This window comes from Micromonospora sp. NPDC005979 (assembly GCF_040614415.1).
GTDB lineage: Bacteria > Actinomycetota > Actinomycetes > Mycobacteriales > Micromonosporaceae > Micromonospora.
On sequence record NZ_JBEXUR010000024.1, the window covers coordinates 12,396 to 38,185 of the forward strand.

At 72.6% G+C, this 25,790-nt stretch carries 25 protein-coding genes; 23 read left to right on the plus strand and 2 right to left on the minus strand.

Annotation, left to right across the window (positions count from 1 at the left end):
• The first annotated feature begins 45 nt into the window (after positions 1-45).
• The 4 genes from ABZ272_RS28790 to ABZ272_RS28805 all read left to right on the plus strand — a co-directional run bounded on the left by ABZ272_RS28790 (position 46) and on the right by ABZ272_RS28805 (position 3,306).
• Positions 46-612 carry a glycosyltransferase gene (locus ABZ272_RS28790; RefSeq protein ID WP_355053143.1) on the plus strand — a complete coding sequence of 189 codons (567 nt, stop codon included), beginning with the start codon at positions 46-48 and terminating at the stop codon, positions 610-612.
• Entirely contained in the window at positions 609-1,529 is a 921-nt protein-coding gene (locus ABZ272_RS28795; protein ID WP_355053069.1) for a glycosyltransferase family 2 protein, read from the plus strand. The genes ABZ272_RS28790 and ABZ272_RS28795 overlap by 4 nt, the downstream gene beginning before the upstream one ends.
• A gap of 95 nt (positions 1,530-1,624) precedes the next feature.
• Positions 1,625-2,803, plus strand: a complete 1,179-nt coding sequence (gene aroC, locus ABZ272_RS28800) for a chorismate synthase (protein WP_355053070.1) — start codon at positions 1,625-1,627, stop codon at positions 2,801-2,803.
• Positions 2,803-3,306: a shikimate kinase gene (locus tag ABZ272_RS28805; protein ID WP_355053071.1), complete on the plus strand. Its 504-nt coding sequence runs from the start codon at positions 2,803-2,805 to the stop codon at positions 3,304-3,306. Before aroC ends, ABZ272_RS28805 begins: the two co-directional genes overlap by 1 nt.
• Before the next feature lie 98 nt (positions 3,307-3,404).
• Here the strand turns inward: ABZ272_RS28805 and ABZ272_RS28810 are convergent, their stop codons facing one another.
• A complete protein-coding gene (locus ABZ272_RS28810) occupies positions 3,405-4,133 on the minus strand; it encodes an alpha/beta hydrolase (protein ID WP_355053072.1) in 729 nt (242 codons plus the stop codon).
• 79 nt (positions 4,134-4,212) lie between these two features.
• On the opposite strand from ABZ272_RS28810, the gene ABZ272_RS28815 reads away from it, so the two are divergent.
• The 5 genes from ABZ272_RS28815 to nusB all read left to right on the plus strand — a co-directional run bounded on the left by ABZ272_RS28815 (position 4,213) and on the right by nusB (position 8,173).
• On the plus strand, positions 4,213-5,211 hold the full coding sequence (locus ABZ272_RS28815; protein WP_355053073.1) for a YafY family protein: 999 nt from the start codon (positions 4,213-4,215) through the stop codon (positions 5,209-5,211).
• A 10-nt stretch (positions 5,212-5,221) separates the two neighbouring features.
• On the plus strand, positions 5,222-6,301 hold the full coding sequence (gene aroB, locus ABZ272_RS28820) for a 3-dehydroquinate synthase (RefSeq protein ID WP_355053074.1): 1,080 nt from the start codon (positions 5,222-5,224) through the stop codon (positions 6,299-6,301).
• Positions 6,298-6,729 (plus strand): type II 3-dehydroquinate dehydratase, encoded by a 432-nt coding sequence (gene aroQ, locus ABZ272_RS28825; protein WP_355053075.1) that lies wholly within the window; start codon positions 6,298-6,300, stop codon positions 6,727-6,729. Before aroB ends, aroQ begins: the two co-directional genes overlap by 4 nt.
• 452 nt (positions 6,730-7,181) lie before the next feature.
• A complete protein-coding gene (gene efp / locus ABZ272_RS28830) occupies positions 7,182-7,739 on the plus strand; it encodes an elongation factor P (protein WP_355053076.1) in 558 nt (185 codons plus the stop codon).
• Between the two features lie 23 nt (positions 7,740-7,762).
• Complete coding sequence (gene nusB / locus ABZ272_RS28835; protein ID WP_355053144.1) at positions 7,763-8,173, plus strand: transcription antitermination factor NusB; 411 nt, start codon at positions 7,763-7,765, stop codon at positions 8,171-8,173.
• Between the two features lie 86 nt (positions 8,174-8,259).
• Here nusB and ABZ272_RS28840 read toward each other — a convergent pair whose 3' ends face one another.
• Positions 8,260-8,748, minus strand: a complete 489-nt coding sequence (locus ABZ272_RS28840) for a transcriptional regulator (protein WP_007458348.1) — start codon at positions 8,746-8,748, stop codon at positions 8,260-8,262.
• A gap of 289 nt (positions 8,749-9,037) precedes the next feature.
• On the opposite strand from ABZ272_RS28840, the gene pyrR reads away from it, so the two are divergent.
• The 14 genes from pyrR (at position 9,038) to ABZ272_RS28910 (ending at position 25,739) form a co-directional block, all read left to right on the plus strand.
• Entirely contained in the window at positions 9,038-9,622 is a 585-nt protein-coding gene (pyrR, locus tag ABZ272_RS28845; protein ID WP_355053077.1) for a bifunctional pyr operon transcriptional regulator/uracil phosphoribosyltransferase PyrR, read from the plus strand.
• Positions 9,619-10,545: an aspartate carbamoyltransferase catalytic subunit gene (locus ABZ272_RS28850; RefSeq protein WP_355053078.1), complete on the plus strand. Its 927-nt coding sequence runs from the start codon at positions 9,619-9,621 to the stop codon at positions 10,543-10,545. The genes pyrR and ABZ272_RS28850 overlap by 4 nt, the downstream gene beginning before the upstream one ends.
• On the plus strand, positions 10,542-11,819 hold the full coding sequence (locus ABZ272_RS28855; protein ID WP_355053079.1) for a dihydroorotase: 1,278 nt from the start codon (positions 10,542-10,544) through the stop codon (positions 11,817-11,819). Before ABZ272_RS28850 ends, ABZ272_RS28855 begins: the two co-directional genes overlap by 4 nt.
• On the plus strand, positions 11,816-12,985 hold the full coding sequence (gene carA / locus ABZ272_RS28860) for a glutamine-hydrolyzing carbamoyl-phosphate synthase small subunit (protein WP_355053080.1): 1,170 nt from the start codon (positions 11,816-11,818) through the stop codon (positions 12,983-12,985). Before ABZ272_RS28855 ends, carA begins: the two co-directional genes overlap by 4 nt.
• The gene (gene carB, locus ABZ272_RS28865) at positions 12,978-16,325 is read left to right on the plus strand and encodes a carbamoyl-phosphate synthase large subunit (RefSeq protein ID WP_355053081.1); all 3,348 of its coding nucleotides are present in this window, start codon (positions 12,978-12,980) and stop codon (positions 16,323-16,325) included. The genes carA and carB overlap by 8 nt, the downstream gene beginning before the upstream one ends.
• Positions 16,322-17,368, plus strand: coding sequence for a quinone-dependent dihydroorotate dehydrogenase (locus ABZ272_RS28870; protein ID WP_355053082.1), 1,047 nt, complete (start codon positions 16,322-16,324; stop codon positions 17,366-17,368). The genes carB and ABZ272_RS28870 overlap by 4 nt, the downstream gene beginning before the upstream one ends.
• 334 nt (positions 17,369-17,702) lie before the next feature.
• Positions 17,703-18,977 (plus strand): adenosylmethionine--8-amino-7-oxononanoate transaminase, encoded by a 1,275-nt coding sequence (locus tag ABZ272_RS28875; RefSeq protein WP_355053083.1) that lies wholly within the window; start codon positions 17,703-17,705, stop codon positions 18,975-18,977.
• 65 nt (positions 18,978-19,042) lie between these two features.
• A complete protein-coding gene (pyrF, locus tag ABZ272_RS28880) occupies positions 19,043-19,879 on the plus strand; it encodes an orotidine-5'-phosphate decarboxylase (protein ID WP_355053084.1) in 837 nt (278 codons plus the stop codon).
• A 178-nt stretch (positions 19,880-20,057) separates the two neighbouring features.
• A complete protein-coding gene (gene mihF, locus ABZ272_RS28885; protein WP_007458370.1) occupies positions 20,058-20,375 on the plus strand; it encodes an integration host factor, actinobacterial type in 318 nt (105 codons plus the stop codon).
• A 25-nt stretch (positions 20,376-20,400) separates the two neighbouring features.
• A complete protein-coding gene (locus tag ABZ272_RS28890) occupies positions 20,401-20,934 on the plus strand; it encodes a guanylate kinase (protein ID WP_355053085.1) in 534 nt (177 codons plus the stop codon).
• Between the two features lie 64 nt (positions 20,935-20,998).
• A complete protein-coding gene (rpoZ, locus tag ABZ272_RS28895; RefSeq protein WP_074318577.1) occupies positions 20,999-21,262 on the plus strand; it encodes a DNA-directed RNA polymerase subunit omega in 264 nt (87 codons plus the stop codon).
• A 14-nt stretch (positions 21,263-21,276) separates the two neighbouring features.
• Positions 21,277-22,485 carry a bifunctional phosphopantothenoylcysteine decarboxylase/phosphopantothenate--cysteine ligase CoaBC gene (gene coaBC, locus ABZ272_RS28900; protein ID WP_355053086.1) on the plus strand — a complete coding sequence of 403 codons (1,209 nt, stop codon included), beginning with the start codon at positions 21,277-21,279 and terminating at the stop codon, positions 22,483-22,485.
• Positions 22,486-22,572: 87 nt separating this feature from the next.
• Positions 22,573-23,766, plus strand: coding sequence for a methionine adenosyltransferase (gene metK / locus ABZ272_RS28905; protein WP_355053087.1), 1,194 nt, complete (start codon positions 22,573-22,575; stop codon positions 23,764-23,766).
• Positions 23,767-23,825: 59 nt separating this feature from the next.
• Positions 23,826-25,739, plus strand: a complete 1,914-nt coding sequence (locus ABZ272_RS28910; protein WP_355053088.1) for a primosomal protein N' — start codon at positions 23,826-23,828, stop codon at positions 25,737-25,739.
• Positions 25,740-25,790: the final 51 nt, after the last annotated feature.

The following is a 25,790-nucleotide window of genomic DNA, read 5'->3' on the forward strand; positions in this document are numbered from 1 at the left end:
CGGCTGCCGCGCCAGCGCGACACGACGCCCGTCGAGCGGCCCCTGCTGCTCGTCGCCGTCGGCACCGACAAGCACCCCTTCGACCGGCTCGTGGACTGGCTGGCGCAGTGGCACGCGCAGGCCGGCCCGGTCGGGCTGACCGTGCAGCACGGGCACACGGCCGCGCCGACCCTCCCCGGCGCGGTGCCGTTCCTCGGCCACGACGCCCTGCAACAGGCGATGGCCGACGCCGACCTGGTGGTGTGTCACGGCGGCCCGGCGACGATCCTGGAGGCCCGCCGGCACGGTCACCTGCCCATCGTGGTGCCCCGGGACCCGTCGCGCGGCGAGCACGTCGACGACCACCAGCAGCTCTTCGCGCGCCGCCTCGGCGCAGCGGGGCTGGTGGCGCTCTGCGAGACCCGCGAGGAGCTGCACGACGCGCTCGCCGCCGGCCAGGCCGACCCGTCCCGGTACGCGGTGCAGGCCGACCCGGCCGCGCACGAGGCCCGCCGCGCGGCCGTCGCCCGGGTCGGGCAGATCGTGGACGACCTGGTGGCCCGGTCGAGCCGGCGCCGACCCCGCTGGCGGACCTGGCCGCGCACCGGCCAGCCGACGAAGGAGACCCGATGACCAGGCAGCCGAGCGTCAGCGTGGTGGTGCCCACCCGGGACCGCCCCGAGCTGCTGCGCGCGGCCCTCGCCGCGATCCTCGCCCAGGAGTACCCGGGCACGATCGAGGCCGTGGTCGTGTTCGACCAGTCCACGCCGGACGAGTCGCTGACCGCCCTGGGCGGTCCGGGCCGGACGGTCCGGGTGATCGCGAACGGGCGCGCGCCCGGACTGGCCGGCGCGCGCAACAGCGGCACCCTCGCCGCCGAGGGTGAGCTGATCGCGTTCTGCGACGACGACGACGAGTGGTTGCCCGGCAAGCTGGCCGCCCAGGTCGAGGCGTTGGCCGCCGACCCGAGCGCGGAGTTCGTCTGCTGCGGCATCCGGGTCAGCTACGACGGGCACACCGTCGACCGGGTGCTCGACAAGGACCGGATCACCCTGGACGACCTCCTGCGGGACCGGATGACGGAGCTGCACCCGTCCACCTTCCTGATCCGGGCGACGGCGCTGCGCGACGGCTTCGGCCTGGTCGACGAGGAGATCCCGGGCAGCTACGCGGAGGACTACGAGTTCCTGCTGCGCGCCGCCCGCAGCGCGCCGCTGATCAACCTTCGGACGCCGTCGGTGCTGGTGCGCTGGCACAAGCGGTCGTACTTCGCGCAGCGCTGGGACACCATCTCCGAGGCGTTGCAGTGGCTGCTGCGGCGCTACCCGGAGTTCGCCGGGCAGCCGGCCGGCGAGGCCCGGGTCACCGGGCAGATCGCCTTCGCGCGGGCCGCCTCCGGCGACCGGCGCGGGGCCCTGCGCTGGGCCCGGCACACGCTGCGCCGCAATCCTCGCGAGCCACGCGCCTACCTGGCGCTGGCGGTCGCCGGCCGGGTGGTCCGGGCCGACTCGGTGCTGCGCACGCTGCACAAGCGCGGTCGGGGCATCTGATCCGTCGCGCCCTGCGGACGGTCCTCGCCGTCCGCAGGGCGGGACGCGACGGGCAGCGCGACGTGCCCGTCGCGCGCCGTGACAGACTGACCGCTGTGTTGCGCTGGTTGACTGCAGGTGAATCGCACGGTCCCGCCCTCGTCGCGCTGCTGGAGGGGGTGCCGGCCGGCATCGAGGTGAGCACCGCCGAGATCGCGGGCGAGCTGGCCCGTCGCCGGCTGGGCTATGGCCGTGGCGCCCGGATGTCGTTCGAGCAGGACGAGGTCGAGGTGATCGGCGGCCTGCGGCACGGCCTCACGCTGGGCAGCCCGGTGGCGATCCGGGTCGGCAACTCCGAGTGGCCCAAGTGGCAGACGGTGATGGCCGCCGACCCGGTCGATCCCGACGAGCTGGCCCGGCAGGCCCGCAACGCGCCGCTGACCCGCCCCCGGCCCGGCCACGCCGACCTGGCCGGCATGCAGAAGTACGGCCACACCGACGCGCGCCCGATCCTGGAGCGCGCCAGCGCCCGGGAGACCGCCGCCCGGGTGGCCGTCGGCACGGTCGCCAAGGCGTTGATCCGGCAGGCGCTCGGCATCGAGATCGTCTCGCACGTGGTCGAGTTGGGTCCGGTGGCCGCGAAGCCCGGGCTGCGTCCGACCCCGCAGGACGCCGACCGCATCGACGCCGACCCGCTGCGCTGCCTCGACCCGGACGCCAGCGCCCTGATGGTCGCCGAGGTCGACGCCGCGAAGAAGGCCGCCGACACGCTCGGCGGCGTGGTGGAGGTGCTGGCGTACGGGGTGCCGCCGGGCCTGGGCAGTCACGTGCAGTGGGACCGCAAGCTCGACGCCCGACTGGCCACCGCGCTGATGTCCATCCAGGCGATCAAGGGCGTCGAGATCGGCGACGGGTGGCAGCAGGCACGCTCCCGTGGCTCCGAGGCGCACGACGAGATCATCCCGTCGGCCACCGGCGTCCGTCGCGTCACCGACCGGGCCGGAGGGCTGGAGGGTGGCATCACCACCGGCGAGCCGCTGCGGGTGCGCGCCGCCATGAAGCCGATCTCGTCGCTCAACCGGGCGCTGGCCACCGTGGATGTCGTCACCGGCGAGCCGGCGACCGCCATCAACCAGCGCTCCGACGTCTGCGCCGTGCCCGCCGCCGCGGTCGTCGCCGAGGCGATGGTGGCCCTGGTGCTGGCCGAGGCGGCCACCGAGAAGTTCGGTGGCGACTCGGTCGTCGAGATCCGCCGCAACGTGGCCGGCTACCTCGACGCGCTGGTCATCCGCTGATGGCGCCGGTCGTCGTCCTGGTCGGGGTGCCCGGCTGTGGCAAGACCACCGTGGGGCAGGCGCTCGCCGCCTCCCTCGGCGTGGAGTTCCGGGACACCGACGCCGACATCGAACAGATGGCTGGCAAGAGCATCCCGGAGATCTTCATCGACGAGGGGGAGGAGCACTTCCGGGCCCTGGAGAGGGCGGCCGTGGCGGCGGCGCTGGCGTCCGGCACGGGTGTGCTCGCCCTGGGTGGCGGCGCCGTCCTGGCCGAGGAGAACCGGGCCGCCCTGGTGGGGCATCGGGTCGTCCACCTGTCGGTGGAACTGCCCGACGCGGTGAAGCGGGTGGGGCTCGGCGCGGGCCGACCGCTGCTGGCGATCAACCCGCGAGCCACCCTCAAGCACCTCATGGACCAGCGCAAGCCGCTGTACGCCGAGGTGGCGACCGACACGGTGGTCACCGACGGCCGCACCCCGGCGGCCGTCGTCGCCGAGGTCGCCGCCTTGCTGCCGCGCTGACCCCGCCCCGCCCCTCCGCGCGATCTTGCAGTTGCTGCGCCGACGTACCGGGGCATTTCCGGTATCTCGACAACCACAACCGCAAGATCGGCGCGTTGTCAGGCTCGGGCGACCAGGTCGAGGATGTCGGCCAGCGCCTTCGGCTCGCTGAGCATCGGCCAGTGCCCGGTGGGCAACTCGTACAGCGGGCCGTCGGCCAGTCCGGTGAAGAACGGGTGCCGTTGGGCGATCATCTCGCGCACCACGGTGAGCGGGAAGGTGCTCGCGACCAGCGCGGTCGGTGCCGTGCGGCCACCCGTGCGGCGTACCGGATCGGTCGCCGTCCGCAGCGGCTGTGCGGTGGAGCGCTCACGCAGGAGGGACAGCGTCGACTCGTCCAGGCCGGCCAGGTTCGACGGGTCGGCCGGCGGGTCCCAGGCCGGCGGCGGCAGCAGGTCACCGTCGCCGATCACGGCGCGCAGCCGTTGCTGTTCCTCCGGCGGCACGGTGTCGAACTGTGCGGTGCCGTCCGGCAACGGTCCACTCTCCACGTAGATCACCCGGGCGATCCGGTCCGGGATCCGGTCCGCCGCCTGGGCGACCGGCATGCCGCCGCCGGAGTGCCCCACCAGCAGGACGTCGTGCAGGTCTTCGACCTCGATCAGCCGGACGATGTCGGTGGTGTGCGTCTCCAGGCTCACCTGCGGGCCGGCCAAATGGGCACGCTCGGCCAAGCCGGTGAGCGTCATCGGGTACACCTCGTGGCCCTGCGCACGCAGGGTCGCGGTCACGTCCCGCCACGCCCAGGCGCCCAACCAGAACCCCGGCACCAGTACGAACGTCGCCATCTGTCACTCCTTTTCTCGATTACCGACCGACCGTACGATCGAAACCGGACAGGATCCGCCCGGTTTGAAGGAGTGGCCCGTGTCTCATCCCGCCGGTCGGGTGCTGGCCCTGCTCGAGCTGCTCCAGGCCCGGCACCGGGCGACGGCCGGCGACCTCGCGAGCCGGCTCGGTGTGGACGAACGGACCGTGCGCCGCTATGCGGCCACCCTGGTCGAGCTGGGCATTCCGGTGCTCGCCGACCGGGGCCGCCACGGCGGCTACCGGCTGCATCCCGGGTACAAGCTGCCGCCGCTGATGCTCACCGACGACGAGGCGGTGGCGGTGCTGCTCGGCCTGGTCGTCGCCGAACGGGTCGGGCTGGCCACCGAACTGCCGGCCACGGCGACCGCGCTGGCGAAGATCGACCGAGTGCTGCCGGCGGCGCTCGCCGACCGGCTGACCGCTGTGCGGGAGCACCTCGGCTTCACACTGCGGCGGCCCGAGCCCCAGGCGCGACCGGCGTCGGGCACCCTGCTGGCCCTGGCCGCGGCCGCCCGGCGGCGGCAGCGGGTGAGCCTGGACTACCGCTCGTGGCGCGGTGAGCGGTCGCATCGTGACCTCGACCCGTACGGGTTGGTCTTCCACGCCGGCCGCTGGTACGTCACCGGTCACGACCACCGGCGCGGCGAGGTGCGCACGTTTCGACTGGACCGGATCGGCGCCGTCACGCCCGGCGCGGCGACGTTCACGGTGCCGGACGGCTTCGACGCGGTGGCGTGGCTGACCCGGTCGCTGGCCGGTGTGCCGTATCGGCACGAGGTCGAGGTGCTGCTGGAGACCGATCTGGTCGCCGCCCGGCGGCGTATCCCGGGCAGTGTGGCCGAGCTGACCGCCACCGGCGACGGCGTGCTGCTGCGGGCCCGCGCCGAGAGCCTGCCCGGCATGGCCGCGCTGCTCGCCGGCCTGGGCTGCCCGTTCACCGTGCGCCACCCGGACGCGCTGCGAACCGCCGTGGCCGAGCACGCCCGCCTGCTGGCCGACTGGGCCGCCCGGCCAGCAGGTGGACAGACGCCCTCGCCACGCCGTCCGCTGGACTAGGCTGCCGGCGATGGACGAGGTGACCCGGATTCCGGTCGGCGGCGAACGACCGTACGACGTGCTGGTCGGACGCGACCTGCTGGGCGCGCTGCCGGGGCTGCTGCCCGGCGCGACCCGGGCGGCGGTGCTGCACACGCCCCCGCTCAAGGCCCTGGCCGACGCGATCGGCGAGCGGCTGCGCGCATCGGGCGTCGACCCGCTGCCGATCGAGGTGCCCGACGCCGAGTCGGGCAAGCAGATCGACGTGGCGGCCGTCTGTTGGGACCGGCTCGGCGCGGCCGGTTTCACCCGTACCGACGCGGTGGTCGGGGTCGGCGGCGGCGCGGTGACCGACCTGGCCGGGTTCGTCGCGGCCTGCTGGCTGCGCGGGGTGCGCTGGGTGCCGGTCGCCACCTCCCTGCTGGGCATGGTGGACGCGGCCGTGGGCGGCAAGACGGGGATCAACACCGCCGCCGGCAAGAACCTGGTGGGCGCGTTCCACCCCCCGGTCGGTGTGCTCGCCGACCTGGCCACCCTCGACAGCCTGCCCGCCGTCGACCTCGCGGCCGGGTTGGCCGAGGTGGTCAAGTGCGGGTTCATCGCCGACCCGGTGATCCTGGAACTCGTCGAGCGTGACCCGGCGGCGGCGACCGACCCGCGTGGGCCGGTGACCCGGGAGCTGATCGAGCGGGCCATCCGGGTCAAGGCCGACGTGGTCGCCGGTGACCTGCGCGAGTCGGGTCTGCGGGAGGTACTCAACTACGGCCACACACTGGCGCACGCGATCGAGCAGAACGAGGGCTACCGCTGGCGGCACGGCCACGCGGTCGCGGTCGGCCTGGTGTACGCCGCCACACTGGCCCGGCTCGCCGGCCGGCTGGACGCCCCGACCGCCGACCGGCACCGGAGCACCCTGACTGCGCTCGGCCTGCCGGTGAGCTACCCCGCCGAGGCCTGGCCGCGGCTGCTGGCCACGATGCGGGTCGACAAGAAGGCTCGGGGCGCCCGGCTGCGGTTCGTGGTGCTGGACGGGCTGGCCCGCCCGGCGATGCTGGAGGGCCCGGACGACGCCCTGCTCGAAGCGGCGTACCGGGAGGCGGTGGCCCGATGAGGGTGTACGTGCTGAACGGGCCGAACCTGGGTCGGCTGGGCACCCGGGAGCCCGCCGTGTACGGCTCGACGACCTACGCCGACCTGGTGGCGCTGTGCGAGGCCGCCGGTCGGGAGCTGGGACTCGACGTCACGGTCCGGCAGACCGACGCCGAGCACGAGCTGCTCGGCTGGCTGCACGACGCCGCCGACGAGGGCGCCGCCGTGGTGCTCAACCCGGCCGCCTGGTCGCACTACTCGTACGCGGTGCGCGACGCCTGCGCCATGCTGCGCGGGCCGTTGGTGGAGGTGCACATCTCGAACATCCACACCCGCGAGGAGTTCCGGCACCATTCGGTGATCTCCGCGGTGGCGACCGGGGTGATCTGCGGTCTCGGCATTGACGGCTATCGGCTGGCCCTGCACCACCTCGCCACCCGCACCCCCTGAACAACGTCTGCGTCTCCTGCCCCCGCCGCGTCGAGTCACGCTGCGTGATGCCGCTGCCTGACGTGGGCCGTCACTGGCTGTCGCTGGCTGTCGGCCGCGCTCCGGCGGTCGCCCCCGGTCCTCGTGTCCTTTGCTCTGCTTCAATCACGGAAACACCGGCCACGACCTGCGCATAGTCGGTTTCGAGGCTGGCCGACGCTCCCTGTCGAGTGCCACTCAGGGTGACTGTTGCCTGGGGTGAAGCAGAGCAAAGGCTGTCGGAAGGGTGGGGCCGGTGGCGGCCAGTCGGTAACGGCCTGTTACCAATCTCGGGGTGTTGGCGGCACGGCGGACGCGCACCGGTCGCTGTCGGGGCACCGTGGTCGCGGACGGCCGACCACGGCGGGTAACGCATCTCGGCGCAGCTTGTAGACTTGCCAGGTCTGTCCGCCAATTGATGATCAAGGCAGGAAATGGCCTCCACCAACGACCTCAAAAACGGCCTGGTACTCAACCTTGACGGCGAGCTCTGGTCCGTCGTCGAGTTCCAGCACGTCAAGCCCGGTAAGGGTGGTGCGTTCGTCCGCACCACGCTGAAGAACGTGCTGTCCGGGAAGGTGGTCGACAAGACCTTCAACGCGGGCACCAAGGTCGAGACCGCGACCGTGGACAAGCGCACGATGCAGTACCTGTACGCCGACGGTGAGGACTTCGTCTTCATGGATCTGGAGACCTTCGACCAGATCACCGTGCCCGGCGGCACCGTCGGGGAGGCAGCCAACTACCTGCTGCCCGAGGCGGAGGCGACCGTCGCCACCCACGAGGATGTGCCGCTCTACATCGAGCTGCCCACCAGCGTCGTGCTCGAGGTCACCTACACCGAGCCGGGTCTGCAGGGTGACCGCTCGACCGGTGGCACCAAGCCGGCGACCGTCGAGACCGGCGCCACCGTGCCGGTTCCGCTGTTCATCACCACCGGTGAGAAGATCAAGGTCGACACCCGCGACGGCCGTTACCTCGGCCGCGCCTGATGGCTGAGGGTCCCAAGCAGCAGATGCCGGCGCGCCGCAAGGCGCGCAAGCGGGCGCTGGACGTCCTGTACGAGGCCGATCTGCGGGATCGTCCGCCCGTCGAGGTCCTGGCCGGTTACCTCCAGCGCATCGAACAGCCCCGCCCGGAGCACCTCGGCTACACCGTGGGGCTGGTCGAGGGGGTCGCCGAGCACCTGGACCGGATCGACGAGCTGATCGCCAGCTACGCCGAGGGCTGGACCCTCGACCGGATGCCGGTGGTCGATCGCAACCTGGCCCGGATCGCCGTCTACGAGCTGCTCTACGTCGACGAGATCGACGACGCGGTGGCGATCAGCGAGGCGGTCGAGTTGGCCCGGCAAATGTCGACCGATGACTCGCCGCGCTTCCTCAACGGTGTGCTCGGCCGCATCGCCGAGTACGCCACCCGCTGAGCCGACGCGAGCACCGCGAACGAGAAGGGCCCGTGCCACCGGCACGGGCCCTTCTCGTCGAACGGCAGATCAGGTGAAGCGACAGCTCAGGAGGCGAAGAACGCCCGGGGGTCGGCCACCAGCACGCCGTGCTCGGTGAGCCGCTCGATCAGACCCGACGGTGAGGCGTCGTAGACGATGGCGAGCGCCCGGAGGTCGTCGGCGCGGATGGAGAGCACCCGGCCGTTGTAGTCACCGCGCTGCTGCTGGATCGCGCGGGCGTAGCGGGCGACGTAGGCCAGGTCCTCGGAGGCCTCGTCGTAGAGCCGCTCCAGGTCCAGGACGATCTTGCTGGTGGGCTCGTGCCGGACACCGCTGCCGTCGGGCAGCAGCTCCGAGACGGGGACACGGTAGAACTCGGCCAGCTCGGCCAGACGGGACACCGTCACGGCCCGGTCGCCACGCTCGTACGAGCCGACCACCACGGCCTTCCACCGCCCGTTCGACTTCTCCTCCACACCCTGCAGGGAGAGGCCCTGCTGCTGGCGGATGGAGCGCAGGCGGGCGCCCAGAGATTTGGCGTATTCAGAGGGCATTCGGACACTCCCAGTGCTGCTCGGGGTTCTCCCGTCGATCGCTACGGAGCGTGACGGTACGGGGAATGGGACACCTGGTCAAGTGGTCGTGACCTTACCGTTGGGGAGGGCCGAGGGGCTCATGGGTGTTTCGTGGATCTGATCCGGTGGTCAGCGGCCGCTGTCGGTCGGCGCGGTGACCACTGGTAACGTGGCGTGAAGCCCCGGCCAGGGCGGCTCGCGCTCCCCGGCCGGAGGTGCCCGACATCCTTTAACGACCCGTCCCGTGAGGCGGGGAAGGAGGTCCGCCGTGGCGTCCCCACCGGCTGCCCGCCCGTCACCACCGCGACAACCCTCGGTGAAGGTGATCCTCGCCAGCGCCGACGTGCAGCGGGTGGTCGACCGCATCGCCCACCAGATCCTGGAGAAGACCCAGGGCGCGGCCGACACCGTGCTGCTCGGGATTCCCACCCGCGGCGTCCCCCTCGCGCAGCGGCTCGCCGCCCGGATCAGCACCTTCGAGGACGTCGTCGTCCCGGTCGGTGTGCTCGACATCACGCTCTACCGCGACGACCTGCGCCGGCACGCCACCCGCGCGATCGGCCCGACCCAGGTGCCCAGCGGCGGCATCGACGGCAAGAGGGTGATCCTCGTCGACGACGTGCTCTTCTCCGGCCGGACCGTGCGGGCCGCGCTCGACGCGCTCAACGACGTCGGTCGCCCGGCGTCCGTGCAACTCGCCGTGCTGGTCGACCGCGGCCACCGCGAGCTGCCGATCCGCGCCGACTACGTCGGCAAGAACATCCCCACCGCGCTCGCCGAGAGCGTCAAGGTGACGCTCGCCGAGACCGACGGAACCGACGAGGTCAAGCTGTACGGGGGAGCTCACTCATGATCAGGCACCTGCTCTCCGGCGCGGACCTGGACGCCGACACCGCCACCGAGATCCTGGACACCGCCGCCGAGATGGCGACCGTCGCCGGGCGGGAGATCAAGAAGCTGCCCGCGCTGCGCGGCCGGACGGTGGTGAACCTCTTCTACGAGGACTCCACCCGGACCCGGATCTCGTTCGAGGCGGCGGCGAAGCGACTCAGCGCCGATGTGATCAACTTTTCCGCCAAGGGGTCCAGCGTCGCCAAGGGCGAGAGCCTGAAGGACACGGCGCTGACCCTGCAGGCGATGGGCGCGGACGCGGTCGTCGTACGGCACCCCGCCTCCGGCGCCCCGCACCGCCTGGCCAACTGGGTGGACGGGTCGGTCGTGAACGCCGGCGACGGCACGCACGAGCACCCGACCCAGGCGCTGCTCGACGCGTACACCATGCGGTCCCGGCTGGGCCGGCTCGCCGGCCTGTCGGTCGCGGTGGTCGGGGACGTGCTGCACTCCCGGGTGGCCCGCTCCAACGTGCTGCTCCTGTCGACCCTCGGCGCGAAGGTCACCCTGGTCGGCCCGCCCACCCTCATCCCCGTCGACATCGCCGGAGCGCTCGCCCCGGGCATCGACGTGTCGTACGACCTCGACGCGGTGCTGCCGAACGTGGACGCGGTGATGATGCTGCGGGTGCAGCGGGAGCGGATGCGGGACTCCTACTTCCCCTCCGCCCGCGAGTACGCCCGCCGCTACGGGCTGGACGGTCCCCGGATGCGTCGCCTGCCCGAGCACGCGATCGTCATGCACCCCGGTCCGATGAACCGCGGGATGGAGATCACCCCCGAGGTCGCCGACTCACCCCGCTCCACCATCGTCGAACAGGTCACCAACGGGGTCTCCGTCCGGATGGCTGTTCTGTACCTGCTGCTCGGAGGGAACAACCGGTGACCGCGTACCTCATCACCAGCGTGAGCATCGTCGGCGCCGCGCCGACCGACCTGCTGATCCGCGACGGCGTCGTCGCCGAGGTCGGTCCGGGGCTGTCCGCGCCGGACGCCACCGTCATCGACGGAACCGGCCTGGTGGCCCTGCCCGGCCTGGTCGACCTGCACACCCACCTGCGCGAACCCGGCCGGGAGGACGCCGAGACGGTCGAGTCCGGGTCCCGGGCGGCGGCGCTGGGCGGCTACACGGCGGTCTGCGCGATGGCCAACACGTCGCCGGTCGCGGACACCGCCGGCGTGGTCGAGCAGGTCTGGCGGCTCGGCCGGGAGGCCGGGATGGTCGACGTGCAGCCGATCGGGGCGGTCACCGTCGGGTTGGCCGGCGAGCGCCTCGCCGAGTTGGGGGCGATGGCCGACTCCGCCGCCCGGGTACGGATCTTCTCCGACGACGGGCACTGCGTCGCCGACCCGTTGCTGATGCGCCGGGCCCTGGAGTACGTCAAGGCGTTCGACGGGATCATCGCCCAGCACGCCGAGGAGCCCCGCCTCACCGAGGGCGCCCAGATGCACGAGGGTGAGGTCTCCACCCGGCTCGGGCTGATCGGCTGGCCGGCGGTCGCCGAGGAGGCGATCATCGCCCGGGACGTGCTGCTCGCCGAGCACGTGGGCAGCCGACTGCACGTCTGCCACGTCTCCACCGCCGGCAGCGTCGAGGTGCTGCGCCAGGCCAAGGCCCGTGGGGTACGCGTCACCGCCGAGGTCACCCCACACCACCTGCTGCTCACCGACGAGCGTGCGGAGAGCTACGACCCGGTCTTCAAGGTCAACCCGCCGTTGCGTACGGCCGCCGACGTCGCCGCGCTGCGCGCCGCGCTCGCCGACGGCGTGATCGACATCATCGCCACCGACCACGCCCCGCACGCCGTGGAGGACAAGGAGTGCGAGTGGGCGTACGCCCGGCCGGGGATGCTCGGCCTGGAGACGGCGCTGTCCATCGCGCTGGACGTGCTCGGTCCCGAGTGGGACCTGATCGCCGAACGGATGTCCCGCGTCCCGGCCCGGATCGCCGGACTGACCGGGCACGGCGTCGATCCCGCCCCGGGCGCCCCGGCCACCCTGACCCTGGTCGACCCGGCGGCCCGCCGCACCATCGAACCGGCGGAGCTGGCCAGCCGCAGTCGCAACACCCCGTACGCCCGCATGACGCTGCCAGGTCGCATCGTGGCGACCTTCCTGCGTGGCGAGCCGACGGTCCTGGACGGAAAGGCAATCAAGTGACGCGTAGACGTTCCGCGATCCTCGTGCTCGAGGACGGGCGCACGTTCCCCGGTGAGGCGTACGGCAGCGTCGGGGAGACCTTCGGCGAGGCGGTCTTCACCACCGGCATGACCGGTTACCAGGAGACGCTGACCGACCCGTCCTACCACCGTCAGGTGGTCGTGCAGACCGCCCCGCACATCGGCAACACCGGCGTCAACGGCGAGGACGACGAGTCCGGCCGGATCTGGGTGGCCGGGTACGTGGTGCGCGACCCGGCCCGGATCGGCTCGAACTGGCGGGCCACCGGCGGTCTCGAGGACCGCCTCGCCACCGAGGGTGTGGTGGGCATCAGCGGGGTGGACACCCGCGCGCTGACCCGGCACCTGCGCGATCGGGGCGCCATGCGGGTGGGCATCTCCAGCGTCGAGAAGGACCCCCAGAGCCTGCTGGCCCGGGTCCGGCAGTCACCGCAGATGGTCGGCGCGGACCTGTCCACCGAGGTGACCACTCCCGAGCCGTACGTCGTCGACGCGATCGGCGAGCACCGGTTCACGGTGGCCGCGCTCGACCTGGGCATCAAGCGCAACGTGCCGCGCCGACTCGCCGCGCGCGGGGTGAGGACCCACGTGCTGCCGGCCTCGTCGAGCATCGAGGACCTGCTCGCCACCAGCGCCGACGCGATCTTCCTGTCGCCCGGACCCGGCGACCCGGCCACGGCCGACGGTCCGGTGGCGGTGGCCCGGGAGGCGCTTCGGCGGCAGGTGCCGCTCTTCGGCATCTGCTTCGGCAGCCAGATCCTCGGTCGGGCGCTCGGTTTCGGCACCTACAAGCTGGGCTACGGCCACCGGGGAATCAACCAGCCGGTGCTCGACCGGGCCACCGGCAAGGTCGAGGTAACCAGCCACAACCACGGCTTCGCGGTCGAGGTGCCGGGTGCGGGTGTGGGTGCCGGCGCGGTGGTTCCCGACCAGGTGATCGACACCGACTTCGGTGGAGTGCGGGTGTCGCACGTCTGCCTCAACGACAACGTGGTCGAAGGGCTGCGGGCCGTGGACGTGCCCGCCTTCACCGTCCAGTACCACCCGGAGGCGGCGGCCGGTCCACACGACGCGGACTACCTCTTCGACCGCTTCGCCGAGTTGATCGGAAGCCGGAACCACAGCAAGGGGCGCAGCAATGCCTAAGCGGACCGATCTCAAGCACATCCTGGTGATCGGCTCCGGGCCGATCGTCATCGGGCAGGCCTGCGAGTTCGACTACTCCGGCACCCAGGCGTGCCGGGTGCTGCGCAGCGAGGGGATCCGGGTCAGCCTGGTCAACTCCAACCCGGCCACGATCATGACCGACCCGGAGTTCGCCGACGCGACCTACGTCGAGCCGATCACCCCGGAGTTCGTCGAGCTGGTCATCGCCAAGGAGCGCCCGGACGCGATCCTCGCGACCCTCGGCGGGCAGACCGCGCTGAACACCGCCGTCGCCCTGCACTCCAACGGCGTCCTGGAGAAGTACGGCGTCGAGCTGATCGGCGCGAACATCGACGCCATCAACCGGGGCGAGGACCGCCAGCTCTTCAAGGAGATCGTCGCGAAGGCCGGCGTACGCCTCGGCGTCGAGGACCCGGCCACGCTGGTGCCGCGCTCGCGGGTGTGCCACTCGATGGGCGAGGTCGAGGCGACCGTCGCCGAGCTGGGCCTGCCGGTGGTGATCCGGCCGTCGTTCACCATGGGCGGCCTGGGTTCCGGCATGGCGCACACCCCGGAGGACCTGGCCCGCATCGCCGGCGACGGCCTGGCGGCCAGCCCGGTGCACGAGGTCCTGATCGAGGAGAGCGTGCTCGGCTGGAAGGAGTACGAGCTGGAGCTGATGCGCGACCGGCACGACAACGTGGTGGTCGTCTGCTCCATCGAGAACATCGACCCGATGGGCGTGCACACCGGCGACAGCGTCACCGTGGCCCCGGCCATGACGCTCACCGACCGGGAGTACCAGCACCTTCGTGACCTGGGCATCGCCGTGCTGCGCGAGGTCGGGGTGGACACCGGCGGCTGCAACATCCAGTTCGCGGTCAACCCGGTCGACGGCCGGATCGTCGTGATCGAGATGAACCCCCGCGTGTCGCGCTCCTCGGCGCTGGCCTCCAAGGCGACGGGCTTCCCGATCGCGAAGATCGCCGCGAAGCTCGCCATCGGCTACACGCTCGACGAGATCCCCAACGACATCACGTTGAAGACCCCGGCGGCGTTCGAGCCGACCCTGGACTACGTGGTGGTGAAGATCCCCCGGTTCGCGTTCGAGAAGTTCCCCGGCGCGGACCCGGAGCTGACCACCACCATGAAGTCGGTGGGCGAGGCCATGAGTCTCGGGCGCAACTTCACCGAGGCGTTGAACAAGGCCATGCGCTCGATGGAAACGAAGGCGGTCGGGTTCTGGACCACTCCGGACCCGGCGGGCGTCACCCTGGCGGACACCCTCGCCGCGCTGCGCGTGCCACACGACGGCCGGCTCTACACGGTGGAGCGGGCGCTGCGTCTCGGCGCGTCGATCAGCGAGGTGAGCGAGGCGTCCGGCGGCATCGACCCCTGGTTCCTGGACCAGATCGCGGCGCTGATCGAGCTGCGGACCGAGATCGTCGACGCGCCGGTGCTCGACGCCGAGCTGCTGCGCCGTGCCAAGCGGGCCGGGCTCTCCGACCGGCAGCTCGCCGCGCTGCGTCCGGAGCTGGCGGCCGAGGACGGCGTACGCGCCCTGCGGCACCGCCTGGACGTCCGCCCGGTCTACAAGACCGTCGACACCTGCGCGGCCGAGTTCGAGGCCAGCACGCCCTACCACTACTCGTCGTACGACTCCGAGACCGAGGTCGTGCCGTCGGACCGGCCGAAGGTGCTGATCCTCGGCTCCGGCCCGAACCGGATCGGGCAGGGCATCGAGTTCGACTACTCGTGCGTGCACGCCGTGCAGGCGCTGCGGGCGGCCGGCTACGAGACCGTGATGGTCAACTGCAACCCGGAGACGGTGTCGACCGACTACGACACCGCGGACCGGCTCTACTTCGAGCCGCTGACCTTCGAGGACGTCCTGGAGGCCTGGCACGCGGAGGACTCCTCCGGGCGCGCGGCCGGCGGCCCGGGCGTGGTCGGTGTGGTCGTGCAGCTCGGCGGGCAGACCCCGCTGGGATTGGCGCAGCGGCTCAAGGACGCGGGCGTGCCGGTGGTCGGCACCTCGCCGGAGTCGATCCACCTGGCCGAGGAGCGGGGCGCGTTCGGCGCCGTCCTGGCCCGCGCCGGGCTGCGCGCGCCGGCACACGGCATGGCCACCTCGTACGACGAGGCCAAGACGATCGCCGACGAGATCGGCTATCCGGTGTTGGTCCGTCCGTCCTACGTGCTCGGTGGGCGCGGCATGGAGATCGTGTACGACGACCCGACGCTGCGTGACTACATCGGCCGGGCCACCGACATCTCCGGCGACCACCCGGTGCTGGTGGACCGGTTCCTCGACGACGCCATCGAGATCGACGTGGACGCCCTGTGCGACACCGACGGCGAGGTCTACATCGGCGGCGTGATGGAGCACATCGAAGAGGCCGGCATCCACTCCGGAGACTCGTCCTGCGCCTTGCCGCCGATCACCCTGGCGGGCTCGCACCTGGCCGAGGTCCGCCGCTACACCGAGGCCATCGCCCGGGGTGTCGGCGTGCGCGGTCTGCTCAACGTGCAGTACGCGCTCAAGGACGACGTGCTCTACGTGCTGGAGGCCAACCCGCGCGCGTCGCGGACGGTTCCGTTCGTCTCGAAGGCGACGGCGGTGCCGCTGGCCAAGGCGGCGGCCCGGATCGCGCTGGGTGCGACCATCGCCGAGCTGCGTGCCGAGGGTCTGCTCCCGGCGACGGGGGACGGTGGGACGATGCCCGCCGACGCGCCGATCGCGGTCAAGGAGGCGGTCCTGCCGTTCAAGCGCTTCCGTACCCGCGCGGGCAAGGGGATCGACTCGCTGCTCGGCCCGGAGATGAAGTCGACGGGTGAGGTGATGGGCATCGACACCAACTTCGGGCACGCCTTCGCCAAGAGCCAGTCGGCCGCGTACGGGTCGTTGCCGACCGCCGGGAAGATCTTCGTGTCGGTTGCCAACCGGGACAAGCGCGGCATGATCTTCCCGATCAAGCGGCTGGCCGACCTGGGCTTCGAGATCGTGGCGACGGCCGGTACCGCCGAGGTGCTGCGCCGGCACGGCATCGCCTGCGAGCAGATCCGCAAGCACTACCAGGCCGGCGAGGGCGACGACGCCGTGTCGCTGATCCTCGGCGGCCACGTGGCGCTGGTGATCAACACGCCGCAGGGCTCGGGCGCGAGTGCCCGCTCTGACGGTTACGAGATCCGCAGCGCCGCCGTCACCACCGACATCCCCTGCATCACCACGGTCCCCGGCGCGGCCGCGGCGGTGATGGGGATCGAGGCACGTATCCGGGGCGACATGCGGGTGCGACCGTTGCAGGATCTGCACGCCACCCTGCGGGCGGCGCAGTGACGCTGTTCGAGCGGGTCGTTCGGCCCGGGTTGTTCCGGCTCGGCGGCGGGGACGCCGAGACGGCGCACGAGTGGACGCTGCGGCGGTTGGCCGCACTGTCGCGGCGTCCCGCCGCCCTGGCCGCGCTGCGGGCCCGGTACGCCGTCGAGGCGCCGCGCACGGTCTTCGGCGTGCGGTTCCCCAACCCGGTCGGGCTGGCTGCCGGCATGGACAAGGACGGCGCCGCGCTGCCGGCCTGGCCGGCGCTCGGCTTCGGCTTCGTGGAGGTCGGCACGGTCACCGCGCACGCCCAGCCGGGCAATCCGCGGCCCCGGCTGTTCCGGCTCCCGGCCAGCGAGGCGGTGGTCAACCGGATGGGCTTCAACAACGCCGGCGCCGAGGCGTTGGCCGCCCGGCTGTCTGCGTTGCCCGGTCCACTCGGGGTGCCATTGGGCATCTCGCTGGGCAAGTCCAAGGTGACTCCGCTCGACGAGGCGGTCGAGGACTATCTGGCCTCGTACCGGGCGCTGCGTGGGCACGGCGACTACTTCGCGGTGAACGTGTCGTCGCCGAACACGCCAGGTCTGCGGTCGTTGCAGGACCGTGCCCACCTGGACGCGCTGCTCGGCGCGTTGGTGGGGGAGAAGCCGGTGCTGGTGAAGATCGCGCCGGACCTGACCGAGGCGGCGATCGCCGAGTTGTTGGAGGTCTGCCTGGCCCGGGGCGCCGCCGGGGTGATCGCCACCAACACCACCCTGGCCCGCGACGGGCTGGCCGCCGTGGACACCGACCGTGGCGCAGAGGCCGGCGGTCTGTCCGGTCGGCCGCTGACCGGCCGTGCCCGGGACGTGGTGGCCTTCGTGCATCGCGAGACCGGCGGCCGGCTGCCCATCGTCGGGGTCGGCGGCGTGCTCGACCCGGACGACGCCACCCGGATGTTCGATGCCGGCGCCGCCCTGGTGCAGCTCTACACGGGCTTCATCTACCGGGGCCCGGCCCTGGTCCGGGCGGCGGCCCGCGCGAGCGCCACGGCGGCGACGCCGGATCCGGTCGCCGGCCGGTGACGCTGACCGGCCCCCGGAGCGGCGTCACCGCCGACTCCGTGCGTCGGTCGGCCGGGGATCCCGACCGGTCCGTGCGTCGGTCGGCCGGGGATCCCGACCGGTCCGTGCGTCGGTCGGCCGGGGATCCCGACCGGTCCGTGCGTCCTTTGCTCTGCTTCAACCGAGGAAACAGTGGGCGTCCGATATCCGGACACCAGGTGTTGCCCCCGCTGAAGCAGAGCAAAGGACGCGGTTGGGGGGTGGTGCGGTCCGGCCGCGCGGCCTGCCGCCCGGACGCCGCCGCCGATCACCCCGGCCGGGCCGGTCGGCCCGGCCCGGTCCGGAAGGAGTACGCGTGACACCCGAGGAGATCCTGGCCGTCGACCGCGCGCACGTCTGGCATCCGTACGCCACGTTGCCGCCGGGGAACGCGCCGTTCGTGGTCCGCAGCGCCGAGGGGGTACGGCTGACCCTTTCCGACGGCCGGGAGTTGGTGGACGGGATGTCGTCCTGGTGGGCGGCGGTCCACGGCTACCGGCACCCGGTGCTGGACGCGGCCGTGACCGACCAGCTCGGGCGGATGAGCCACGTGATGTTCGGTGGGCTCACCCACGAGCCCGCCGTGCGGCTCGCGCGGACGCTTGTCGAGCTTGCCCCGGACGGGTTGGAGCACGTGTTCCTGGCCGACTCCGGGTCGGTCAGCGTCGAGGTGGCCGTGAAGATGTGCCTGCAGTACCAGCGGGCCGTCGGCCGGCCGGAGCGGCGTCGGCTGGCCACCTGGCGGGGCGGCTACCACGGGGACACCTTCCACCCGATGAGCGTCTGCGACCCCGAGGGCGGGATGCACCATCTCTGGGGTGACGTGCTGCCCCGGCAGGTCTTCGCTCCGGTGCCGCCGGGCGGGTTCGCCGATCCGCCGGACGAGGCGTACGTGGCGGCGTTGGTGGACGCCGTCGAGCGGCACGCCCACGAACTGGCCGCGGTCATCGTGGAACCGGTGGTGCAGGGCGCCGGTGGGATGCGCTTTCACCATCCGGGTTACCTGCGGGTGCTGCGCGAGGTGACCCGCGCGCACGGGGTGCTGCTGGTCTTCGACGAGATCGCGACCGGGTTCGGCCGTACCGGCACGATGTTCGCGGCCGAGCACGCCGGGGTGTCCCCGGACGTGATGTGCGTGGGCAAGGCGCTCACCGGCGGCTACCTGACCCTGGCCGCGGCGCTGTGCACCCCGGAGATCGCGCGTGGGATCTCTGCCGACGGCGTCCTGGCGCACGGTCCGACGTTCATGGGCAATCCGCTGGCCTGCGCGGTCGCCAACGCCTCCATCGGGCTGCTACAGGCGGGCGACTGGGCGGCGCAGGTGTCCAGGATCGGCGCGGGCCTGCGCGCCGGCCTGGAGCCGCTGCGCGCCCAGCCGGGCGTCGCCGACGTGCGGGTGCTCGGGGCGATCGGCGTGGTCCAGCTCGACCACGACGTCGACCTCGGCGCGGCCACCATGGCCGCCGCCGACCGGGGCGTCTGGCTGCGGCCCTTCCGCGACCTGATCTACACGATGCCGCCGTACGTGACGGACGACGCCGACCTGGCCCGGATCGCGGCCGGGGTGGCGGCGGCCGTGGCGGCCGGCTGAGCGGGAACCGACAAGCACCCCGGGAGGCGGCCCGCCGCCCGGGCGACAAGAGGGGAAGTAGTCCGATGGAGAGCTTCGGCACCCGGCTGCACCGGGCCGTCAACGAGCGCGGACCGCTCTGCGTGGGCATCGACCCGCATCCTGGGCTGCTGGCCCGCTGGGGCCTCGCCGACGACGTCGACGGTCTGGACCGGTTCACCCGAACCGTGGTGGATGCGCTCGGTGACCGGGTTGCGGTTGTCAAGCCTCAGTCGGCCTTTTTCGAGCGATTCGGATCCCGCGGTGTGGCGATTCTTGAGTCAACTATCCGACAGTTACGAGAAGCCGGATCGCTCGTTCTGCTCGACGTCAAGCGTGGGGACATCGGCTCAACGGTCAGTGCGTACGCCTCCGCGTACCTGGATCCATCCAGCCCTCTGTATGTCGACGCGGTCACGGCCAGTCCCTACCTGGGAGTAGGTTCGTTGGCGCCGATGTTCGAGTTGGCCGCCAAACACGGCGGCGGGGTCTTCGTGCTGGCCCTCACCTCGAACCCCGAGGGCGCGGCCGTGCAGCGGGCCCGGACGGCTGACGGACGCACCGTGGCGCAGACCGTGATCGACGAGATTTCCCAGCTCAACAGCGGTGCGGACCCCCTCGGCAGCTTCGGTCTGGTGGTCGGGGCCACCATCGGTGACACGGGTCATGACCTGTCCACCGTGGGTGGGCCGCTGCTCGCTCCGGGGCTCGGCGCGCAGGGTGCGGGCGCCGCCGATCTGCGTACCGTCTTCGGCTCCAGCCTCGCCGCGGTGCTCCCGTCTTACTCCCGTGAGGTCCTGTCGGCAGGACCGGACGCCGACGCGTTGCGGGCCGCCGCCGACCGCGTGCTGGGCGACTGCCGGGCTGTTCTGGCTGCCCGGTGACTGACTGACGGGTCGGTCACTTTGCGATGATCATCGCGCGCCCACGTTGCCGAAAGCTCCGTTGACCGCTAGTTTTCCCCGCGCTGGGAACCATGGACCCCTTGGTTCACAGCGACACCACGTTTCACAGATGCGGCGGTGCGCCCCGCCCGCCGCGATAGGGACCTGAGGAGAACTGGTGCCGCTCCCGTCACTGACCCCCGAACAGCGCGCTGCCGCGCTCGAGAAGGCCGCGGAGATCCGCAAGGCCCGTGCCGAGCTGAAGGAGCAGCTCAAGCAGGGCAAGACCACCCTTGGCGCCGTCCTCGAGCGCGCCGAGAGCGACGACGTCGTCGGCAAGCTCAAGGTTTCGGCTGTCCTGCAGGCGATGCCGGGCATTGGCAAGATCCGGGCTACCCAGATCATGGAGAAGCTCAAGATCGCCGACAGTCGTCGTCTGCGCGGCCTCGGCGAGCAGCAGCGCAAGGCACTGCTTGGAGAGTTCGCCGCCAACTGAACCTGGCAGCGTGTAGAAACAAGCAGTGAGCACGGATGACGAGGCGCGCCCGGCGGCTCGGCTCACTGTCCTGGCTGGACCTTCGGGTTCCGGCAGGGAGAGTGTCGTCGAGCTCGTCCGGGCGCGTTTCCCGTCCGTGTGGATCCCGGTGCCGGCAACGACCAGGCCGCGCCGGGAGCCGGAGGTGGACGGGGAGCAACGGGTGTTTCTCGCCCCGGCCGAGTTCGAGCGGCGGGCGGCCGCCGGCGAGCTGCTGGAGTGGTCCCGGATCGGCGCGTACCGCCGGGGGACCCTGCACCCGCCGCTGCGCGCCCGGCTCGACGCCGGGCAGCAGGTCCTGCTTCCGCTCGATGTGACCGGGGCCCGGCTGGTGCGGCAACGACTGCCCGACGCGCGTCTGGTGCTGCTGATCCCGCCCGGACGCCGGCCCGACGCGGCCGTCGCGGCCGCCTTCGCGGACACCCTCACGCACGACCTCACCGATCGGGTGGTGGACGAGCTGCTAGGCTTACTCGGTTCAACTTATCCGGATCCGGCCTGGTCGCGCCTGCGTGGCTGATGGTCGGCCGCCGTCGGGACTCAGCACCGCGTCCGCGCGGTTCGAAAGACGCAGAGGTTAATTCGTGGGATCCATCGCCAACCCCGAAGGCATCACCAACCCGCCGATCGACGAGCTCCTCGAGAAGACGACGTCGAAGTACGCGCTTGTCATCTTCGCCGCCAAGCGCGCGCGCCAGGTCAACGCCTACTACAGCCAGCTCGGTGAGGGCCTCCTGGAGTACGTCGGCCCGCTCGTCGAGACCACCCCGCAGGAGAAGCCGCTCTCCATCGCCATGCGCGAGATCAACGGCGGCCTACTCACCGCCGAGCCGACCGACCAGCCGTAGGCCCGTTACCGTCGATGTCCGCCTCGATCGTCCTCGGGGTCGGCGGCGGCATCGCTGCCTACAAGGCATGTGAGCTGCTGCGACTCTTCACCGAGTCGGGCCACCGCGTCCGTGTCGTGCCGACCGCGTCGGCGCTGAGATTCGTCGGCGCGCCGACCTGGGCGGCGCTCTCCGGCCAGCCGGTCGCCGACGACGTCTGGTCCGACGTGCACGAGGTGCCGCACGTCCGCCTCGGCAAGCAGGCCGACCTGGTGGTGGTCGCGCCGACCACGACCGACCTGCTCGCCAAGGCCGCCCACGGGCTCGCCGACGACCTGCTCACCAACACGTTGCTGACCGCCCGCTGCCCGGTGGTGCTGGCCCCGGCCATGCACACCGAGATGTGGGAGCACCCGGCCACCGTCGCGAACGTCGCCACGCTGCGCTCCCGGGGCGTCCGGGTGATCGAGCCGGCCGTCGGGCGGCTCACCGGCGCCGACACCGGCAAGGGCCGGCTGCCCGACCCGGCGGAGATCTTCGCGGTCGCCCGCCAGGTCCTCGCCCGGGGTGCCTCCGCCCCGGCGGACCTGACGGGTCGCCGCCTGGTGGTCACCGCCGGGGGTACCCGTGAGCCGCTGGACCCGGTCCGCTTCCTCGGCAACCGCTCCTCGGGCAAACAGGGCTACGCCTTCGCGCGTTCGGCGGTCGCCCGCGGCGCCCGGGTCACGCTGATCGCGGCCAACGTCTCGCTCGCCGACCCCGCCGGGGTCGACCTGATCCGGGTCGGCACGACCGCCGAGCTGCGCGAGGCGACCCTGAAGGCCGCCGGCGAGGCCGACGCGGTCGTGATGGCGGCGGCTCCGGCCGATTTCCGACCGGCGACGTACGCGCCTGGCAAAATCAAGAAGTCGGACGACGGTGTCGCTCCCACCATCGAGCTCGTCACGAATCCCGACATCGCGGCGGAGCTCGGCCAGCGCAAGCGACCGGGGCAGGTGCTGGTGGTGTTCGCCGCCGAGACTGGCGACGCGGAGGCCAACGGCCGGGCGAAGCTGGCCCGCAAGCGGGCCGACCTCATTGTGGTCAACGAGGTCGGTCCGGACCGGGTCTTCGGCGCCGACACCAACACGGTGACGGTCATCGGCGCGGACGGCTCGGTGAGTCGTCTGCCGGAGCAGGCCAAGGAGGCGGTGGCCGACACCGTGTGGGACCTCGTCGTGGCGCGGCTGGCCAACCGCTCCTGACGGGTGGAACAGGGCGCGACCGCCCCCGACACCGGCCGCAGCGGTGACTAGACTGCCGCGGAACGACCTCACACGCTTAGGAGTGCCGTGACACGCCGCCTCTTCACGTCCGAATCGGTCACGGAAGGCCACCCGGACAAGATCGCCGACCAGATCAGCGACGGCATCCTCGACGCGCTGCTCGCCGAGGACCCGCACAGCCGGGTCGCCGTCGAGACCATGATCACCACCGGCCAGGTGCACATCGCCGGCGAGGTCACCACCAAGGCGTACGCCGACATCCCCACCATCGTCCGCCGGACCATCCTCGACATCGGGTACGACTCGTCGAAGAAGGGTTTCGACGGCGCGTCCTGCGGGGTCAGCGTCTCGATCGGCGCGCAGTCCGAGGACATCGCGCAGGGCGTCGACAACGCCTTCGAGCTGCGGACCGGGGCGTCGGAGAGCGCGTTGGACGCGCAGGGCGCCGGCGACCAGGGCATGATGTTCGGCTTCGCCTGCTCGGAGACGCCGGAGCTGATGCCGCTGCCGATCGCGCTGGCCCACCGGCTGGCGCGTCGGCTCGCCGCGGTGCGCAAGGACGGCACGATCCCCTACCTGCGGCCGGACGGCAAGACCCAGGTCACCATCGAGTACGAGGGGCTGCGCCCGGTCCGGCTGAACACCGTCGTGGTGTCCAGCCAGCACGCCGCCGACATCTCGCTGGAGTCGCTGCTCACCCCCGACGTGCGCGACTCCGTCATCGCGCCCGAGCTGGAGAGCCTCGGCCTGGACACCGACGGCTACCGGCTGCTGGTCAACCCCACCGGCCGGTTCGAGATCGGCGGCCCGATGGGTGACGCCGGCCTGACCGGCCGCAAGATCATCGTCGACACGTACGGCGGGTACGCCCGGCACGGCGGCGGCGCGTTCTCCGGCAAGGACCCGTCCAAGGTGGACCGCTCGGCCGCGTACGCGATGCGGTGGGTGGCCAAGAACGTGGTCGCCGCCGGCCTGGCCGAGCGGTGCGAGGCGCAGGTCGCCTACGCCATCGGCAAGGCGCACCCGGTGAGCCTCTTCATCGAGACGTTCGGCACCGAGACCGTGCCGGTCGCCTCGATCGAGAGCGCGGTCGCCGAGGTGTTCGACCTGCGCCCCGCCGCGATCATCCGGGACCTCAACCTGCTCCGCCCGATCTACCAGCAGACCGCCGCGTACGGCCACTTCGGCCGGGAGCTGCCGGACCTGACCTGGGAGAGCACCGACCGGGCCGCCGACCTCAAGTCGGCCGCGGGAGCCTGACCGCCACCAGGCCTAGCGACCGGCGACCCGCACCGGGGTCGCCGGTCGCGCGCGTCTGCGTGGACGTGCCGCTGGCGCACCTGGACCGCCCGTTCGACTACCTCGTGCCGGCCGAGCTGGACGACGTGGCGGTGCCCGGCACCCGGGTCAAGGTGCGTTTCGCGGGGCAGTTGGTCGACGGTTGGCTGCTGTCCCGAGCGGACGACTCCGGGCACACCGGCCGCCTCGCCTACCTGGAGAAGGTCGTCTCGCCCGAGCCGGTGCTGACCCCCGAGGTCGCCCGTCTGGCCCGCGCGGTCGCCGACCGGTACGCCGGCAATCTCGCCGACGTCCTGCGGCTCGCCGTGCCACCCCGACACGCCCGTGTCGAGAAGGAGCCTCACGACGAGGAGTCCACGCCGGAGGCCGCGCCGGGGGAGCCGATCGACCCGAGGGGATGGCGGGACTATCCGGCCGGTCCGGCGCTGTTGCGAGCGCTCACCGACGGCCGGCCCGCCCGTGCGGTCTGGTCGGCGCTGCCCGGCGAGGACTGGGCCGCCCGCTACGCCGACGCCGTGGCCGCCACCGTCGCCGGTGGGCGCGGCGCGGTGGTCGTCGTACCGGACGCGCGCGACCTCGACCGTCTCGACGCGGCGCTGACCGACGTGCTGGGCCCGGGGCGGCACGTCGCTCTCTCCGCCGCCCTCGGGCCGGCCCGGCGCTACCGGGCGTTCCTCGCCGCCCGTCGCGGGCAGGTTCCGGTGGTCATCGGCACCCGGGCGGCGATGTTCGCCCCGGTGCGCCGGCTCGGTCTCGTCGCCGTCTGGGACGACGGGGACGACCTGCACTCCGAACCCCGCGCGCCCTATCCGCACGCCCGCGACGTGTTGCTCACCCGAGCGCGGCTCGGCGAGGCCGCAGCGCTGGTCGGCGGGTACGCGCGTACGGCCGAGGCGCAGTTGCTGCTGGAGACCGGCTGGGCCCGGGAGGTGGTCGCCGACCGGGCGACGGTACGGGCGCGGATACCGGCCATCGCGCCGACCGGGGACGACCCGCAGCTCGCCCGCGATCCCGGTGCGGCCACCGCCCGGCTGCCCAGCCTGGCCTGGACAGCCGCCCGCGACGCGCTCCGGGCGGACCTGCCGGTGCTCGTGCAGGTGCCCCGCCGCGGCTACCTGCCCTCGGTCTCCTGCGCCGACTGCCGCACCCCGGCCCGCTGCGCGCACTGCGCCGGCCCGCTCGCCCTGCCGTCGGCGGGCGGCACCCCCGTGTGCCGCTGGTGCGCCCGGGTCGCCGCCGCGTACGCCTGTCCCGAGTGTGGCGGGCGGCGGCTGCGGGCGGCGGTCACCGGCGCCCGGCGTACCGCCGAGGAGCTGGGCCGGGCGTTCCCCGACGTGCCGGTGCGGACCTCGGGGCGGGAGGAGGTGTTGACCGACGTGCCCGGCGCGGCCGCCCTGGTCGTCGCCACGCCCGGTGCCGAGCCGGTCGCGACGGGCGGCTACGGCGCGGTGCTGCTGCTCGACTCGTGGGCCCTGCTGACCCGGGCCGACCTGCGTGCCGGCGAGGAGGCGTTGCGCCGCTGGCTGGCCGCGGCGGCTCTGGCCCGCCCGGCGCCGGCCGGCCGCGTGGTGGTCGTCGCCGACGGCGCGCTCGCTCCGGTGCAGGCGCTGCTGCGCTGGGACGCCGCCTGGTTCGCCGGTCGGGAGCTGGTCGAGCGCCGCGAGCTGGGCTTCCCGCCGGCCGTCCGGATGGCGAGCGTCACCGGCCCGGCCGAGGCGGTGGCCGACCTGCTCGCCGAGGCCCGACTTCCCGCCGACGCCGAGGTGCTCGGGCCCGTGCCGGCCGAGGAGGGGCGCGAGCGGATGCTGCTGCGGGTGCCCCGGGCGCGGGCCGCCGCGCTCGCCGAGGCCCTGCACTCGGCCGCCGGGGTGCGCGCCGCCCGCAAGGCCGCCGAGCCGGTTCGTCTCCAGGTCGATCCGTTGAGCCTGTTCTGACCGTTTTGCAGGCGGCGGCAGGCGGGCGCGGCGACCGGTGCCCGCACACCG

Excerpts from the sequence above, each read along its gene's own strand:
- ABZ272_RS28795 (WP_355053069.1), top strand. The coding sequence starts at position 609 with ATGACCAGGCAGCCGAGCGTCAGCGTGGTGGTGCCCACCCGGGACCGC.
- ABZ272_RS28805 (WP_355053071.1), top strand. The coding sequence starts at position 2,803 with ATGGCGCCGGTCGTCGTCCTGGTCGGGGTGCCCGGCTGTGGCAAGACC.
- ABZ272_RS28810 (WP_355053072.1), bottom strand. The coding sequence starts at position 4,133 with ATGGCGACGTTCGTACTGGTGCCGGGGTTCTGGTTGGGCGCCTGGGCG.
- aroB (WP_355053074.1), top strand. The coding sequence starts at position 5,222 with ATGGACGAGGTGACCCGGATTCCGGTCGGCGGCGAACGACCGTACGAC.
- aroQ (WP_355053075.1), top strand. The coding sequence starts at position 6,298 with ATGAGGGTGTACGTGCTGAACGGGCCGAACCTGGGTCGGCTGGGCACC.
- efp (WP_355053076.1), top strand. The coding sequence starts at position 7,182 with ATGGCCTCCACCAACGACCTCAAAAACGGCCTGGTACTCAACCTTGAC.
- nusB (WP_355053144.1), top strand. The coding sequence starts at position 7,763 with ATGCCGGCGCGCCGCAAGGCGCGCAAGCGGGCGCTGGACGTCCTGTAC.
- ABZ272_RS28840 (WP_007458348.1), bottom strand. The coding sequence starts at position 8,748 with ATGCCCTCTGAATACGCCAAATCTCTGGGCGCCCGCCTGCGCTCCATC.
- ABZ272_RS28850 (WP_355053078.1), top strand. The coding sequence starts at position 9,619 with ATGATCAGGCACCTGCTCTCCGGCGCGGACCTGGACGCCGACACCGCC.
- carB (WP_355053081.1), top strand. The coding sequence starts at position 12,978 with ATGCCTAAGCGGACCGATCTCAAGCACATCCTGGTGATCGGCTCCGGG.
- pyrF (WP_355053084.1), top strand. The coding sequence starts at position 19,043 with ATGGAGAGCTTCGGCACCCGGCTGCACCGGGCCGTCAACGAGCGCGGA.
- coaBC (WP_355053086.1), top strand. The coding sequence starts at position 21,277 with ATGTCCGCCTCGATCGTCCTCGGGGTCGGCGGCGGCATCGCTGCCTAC.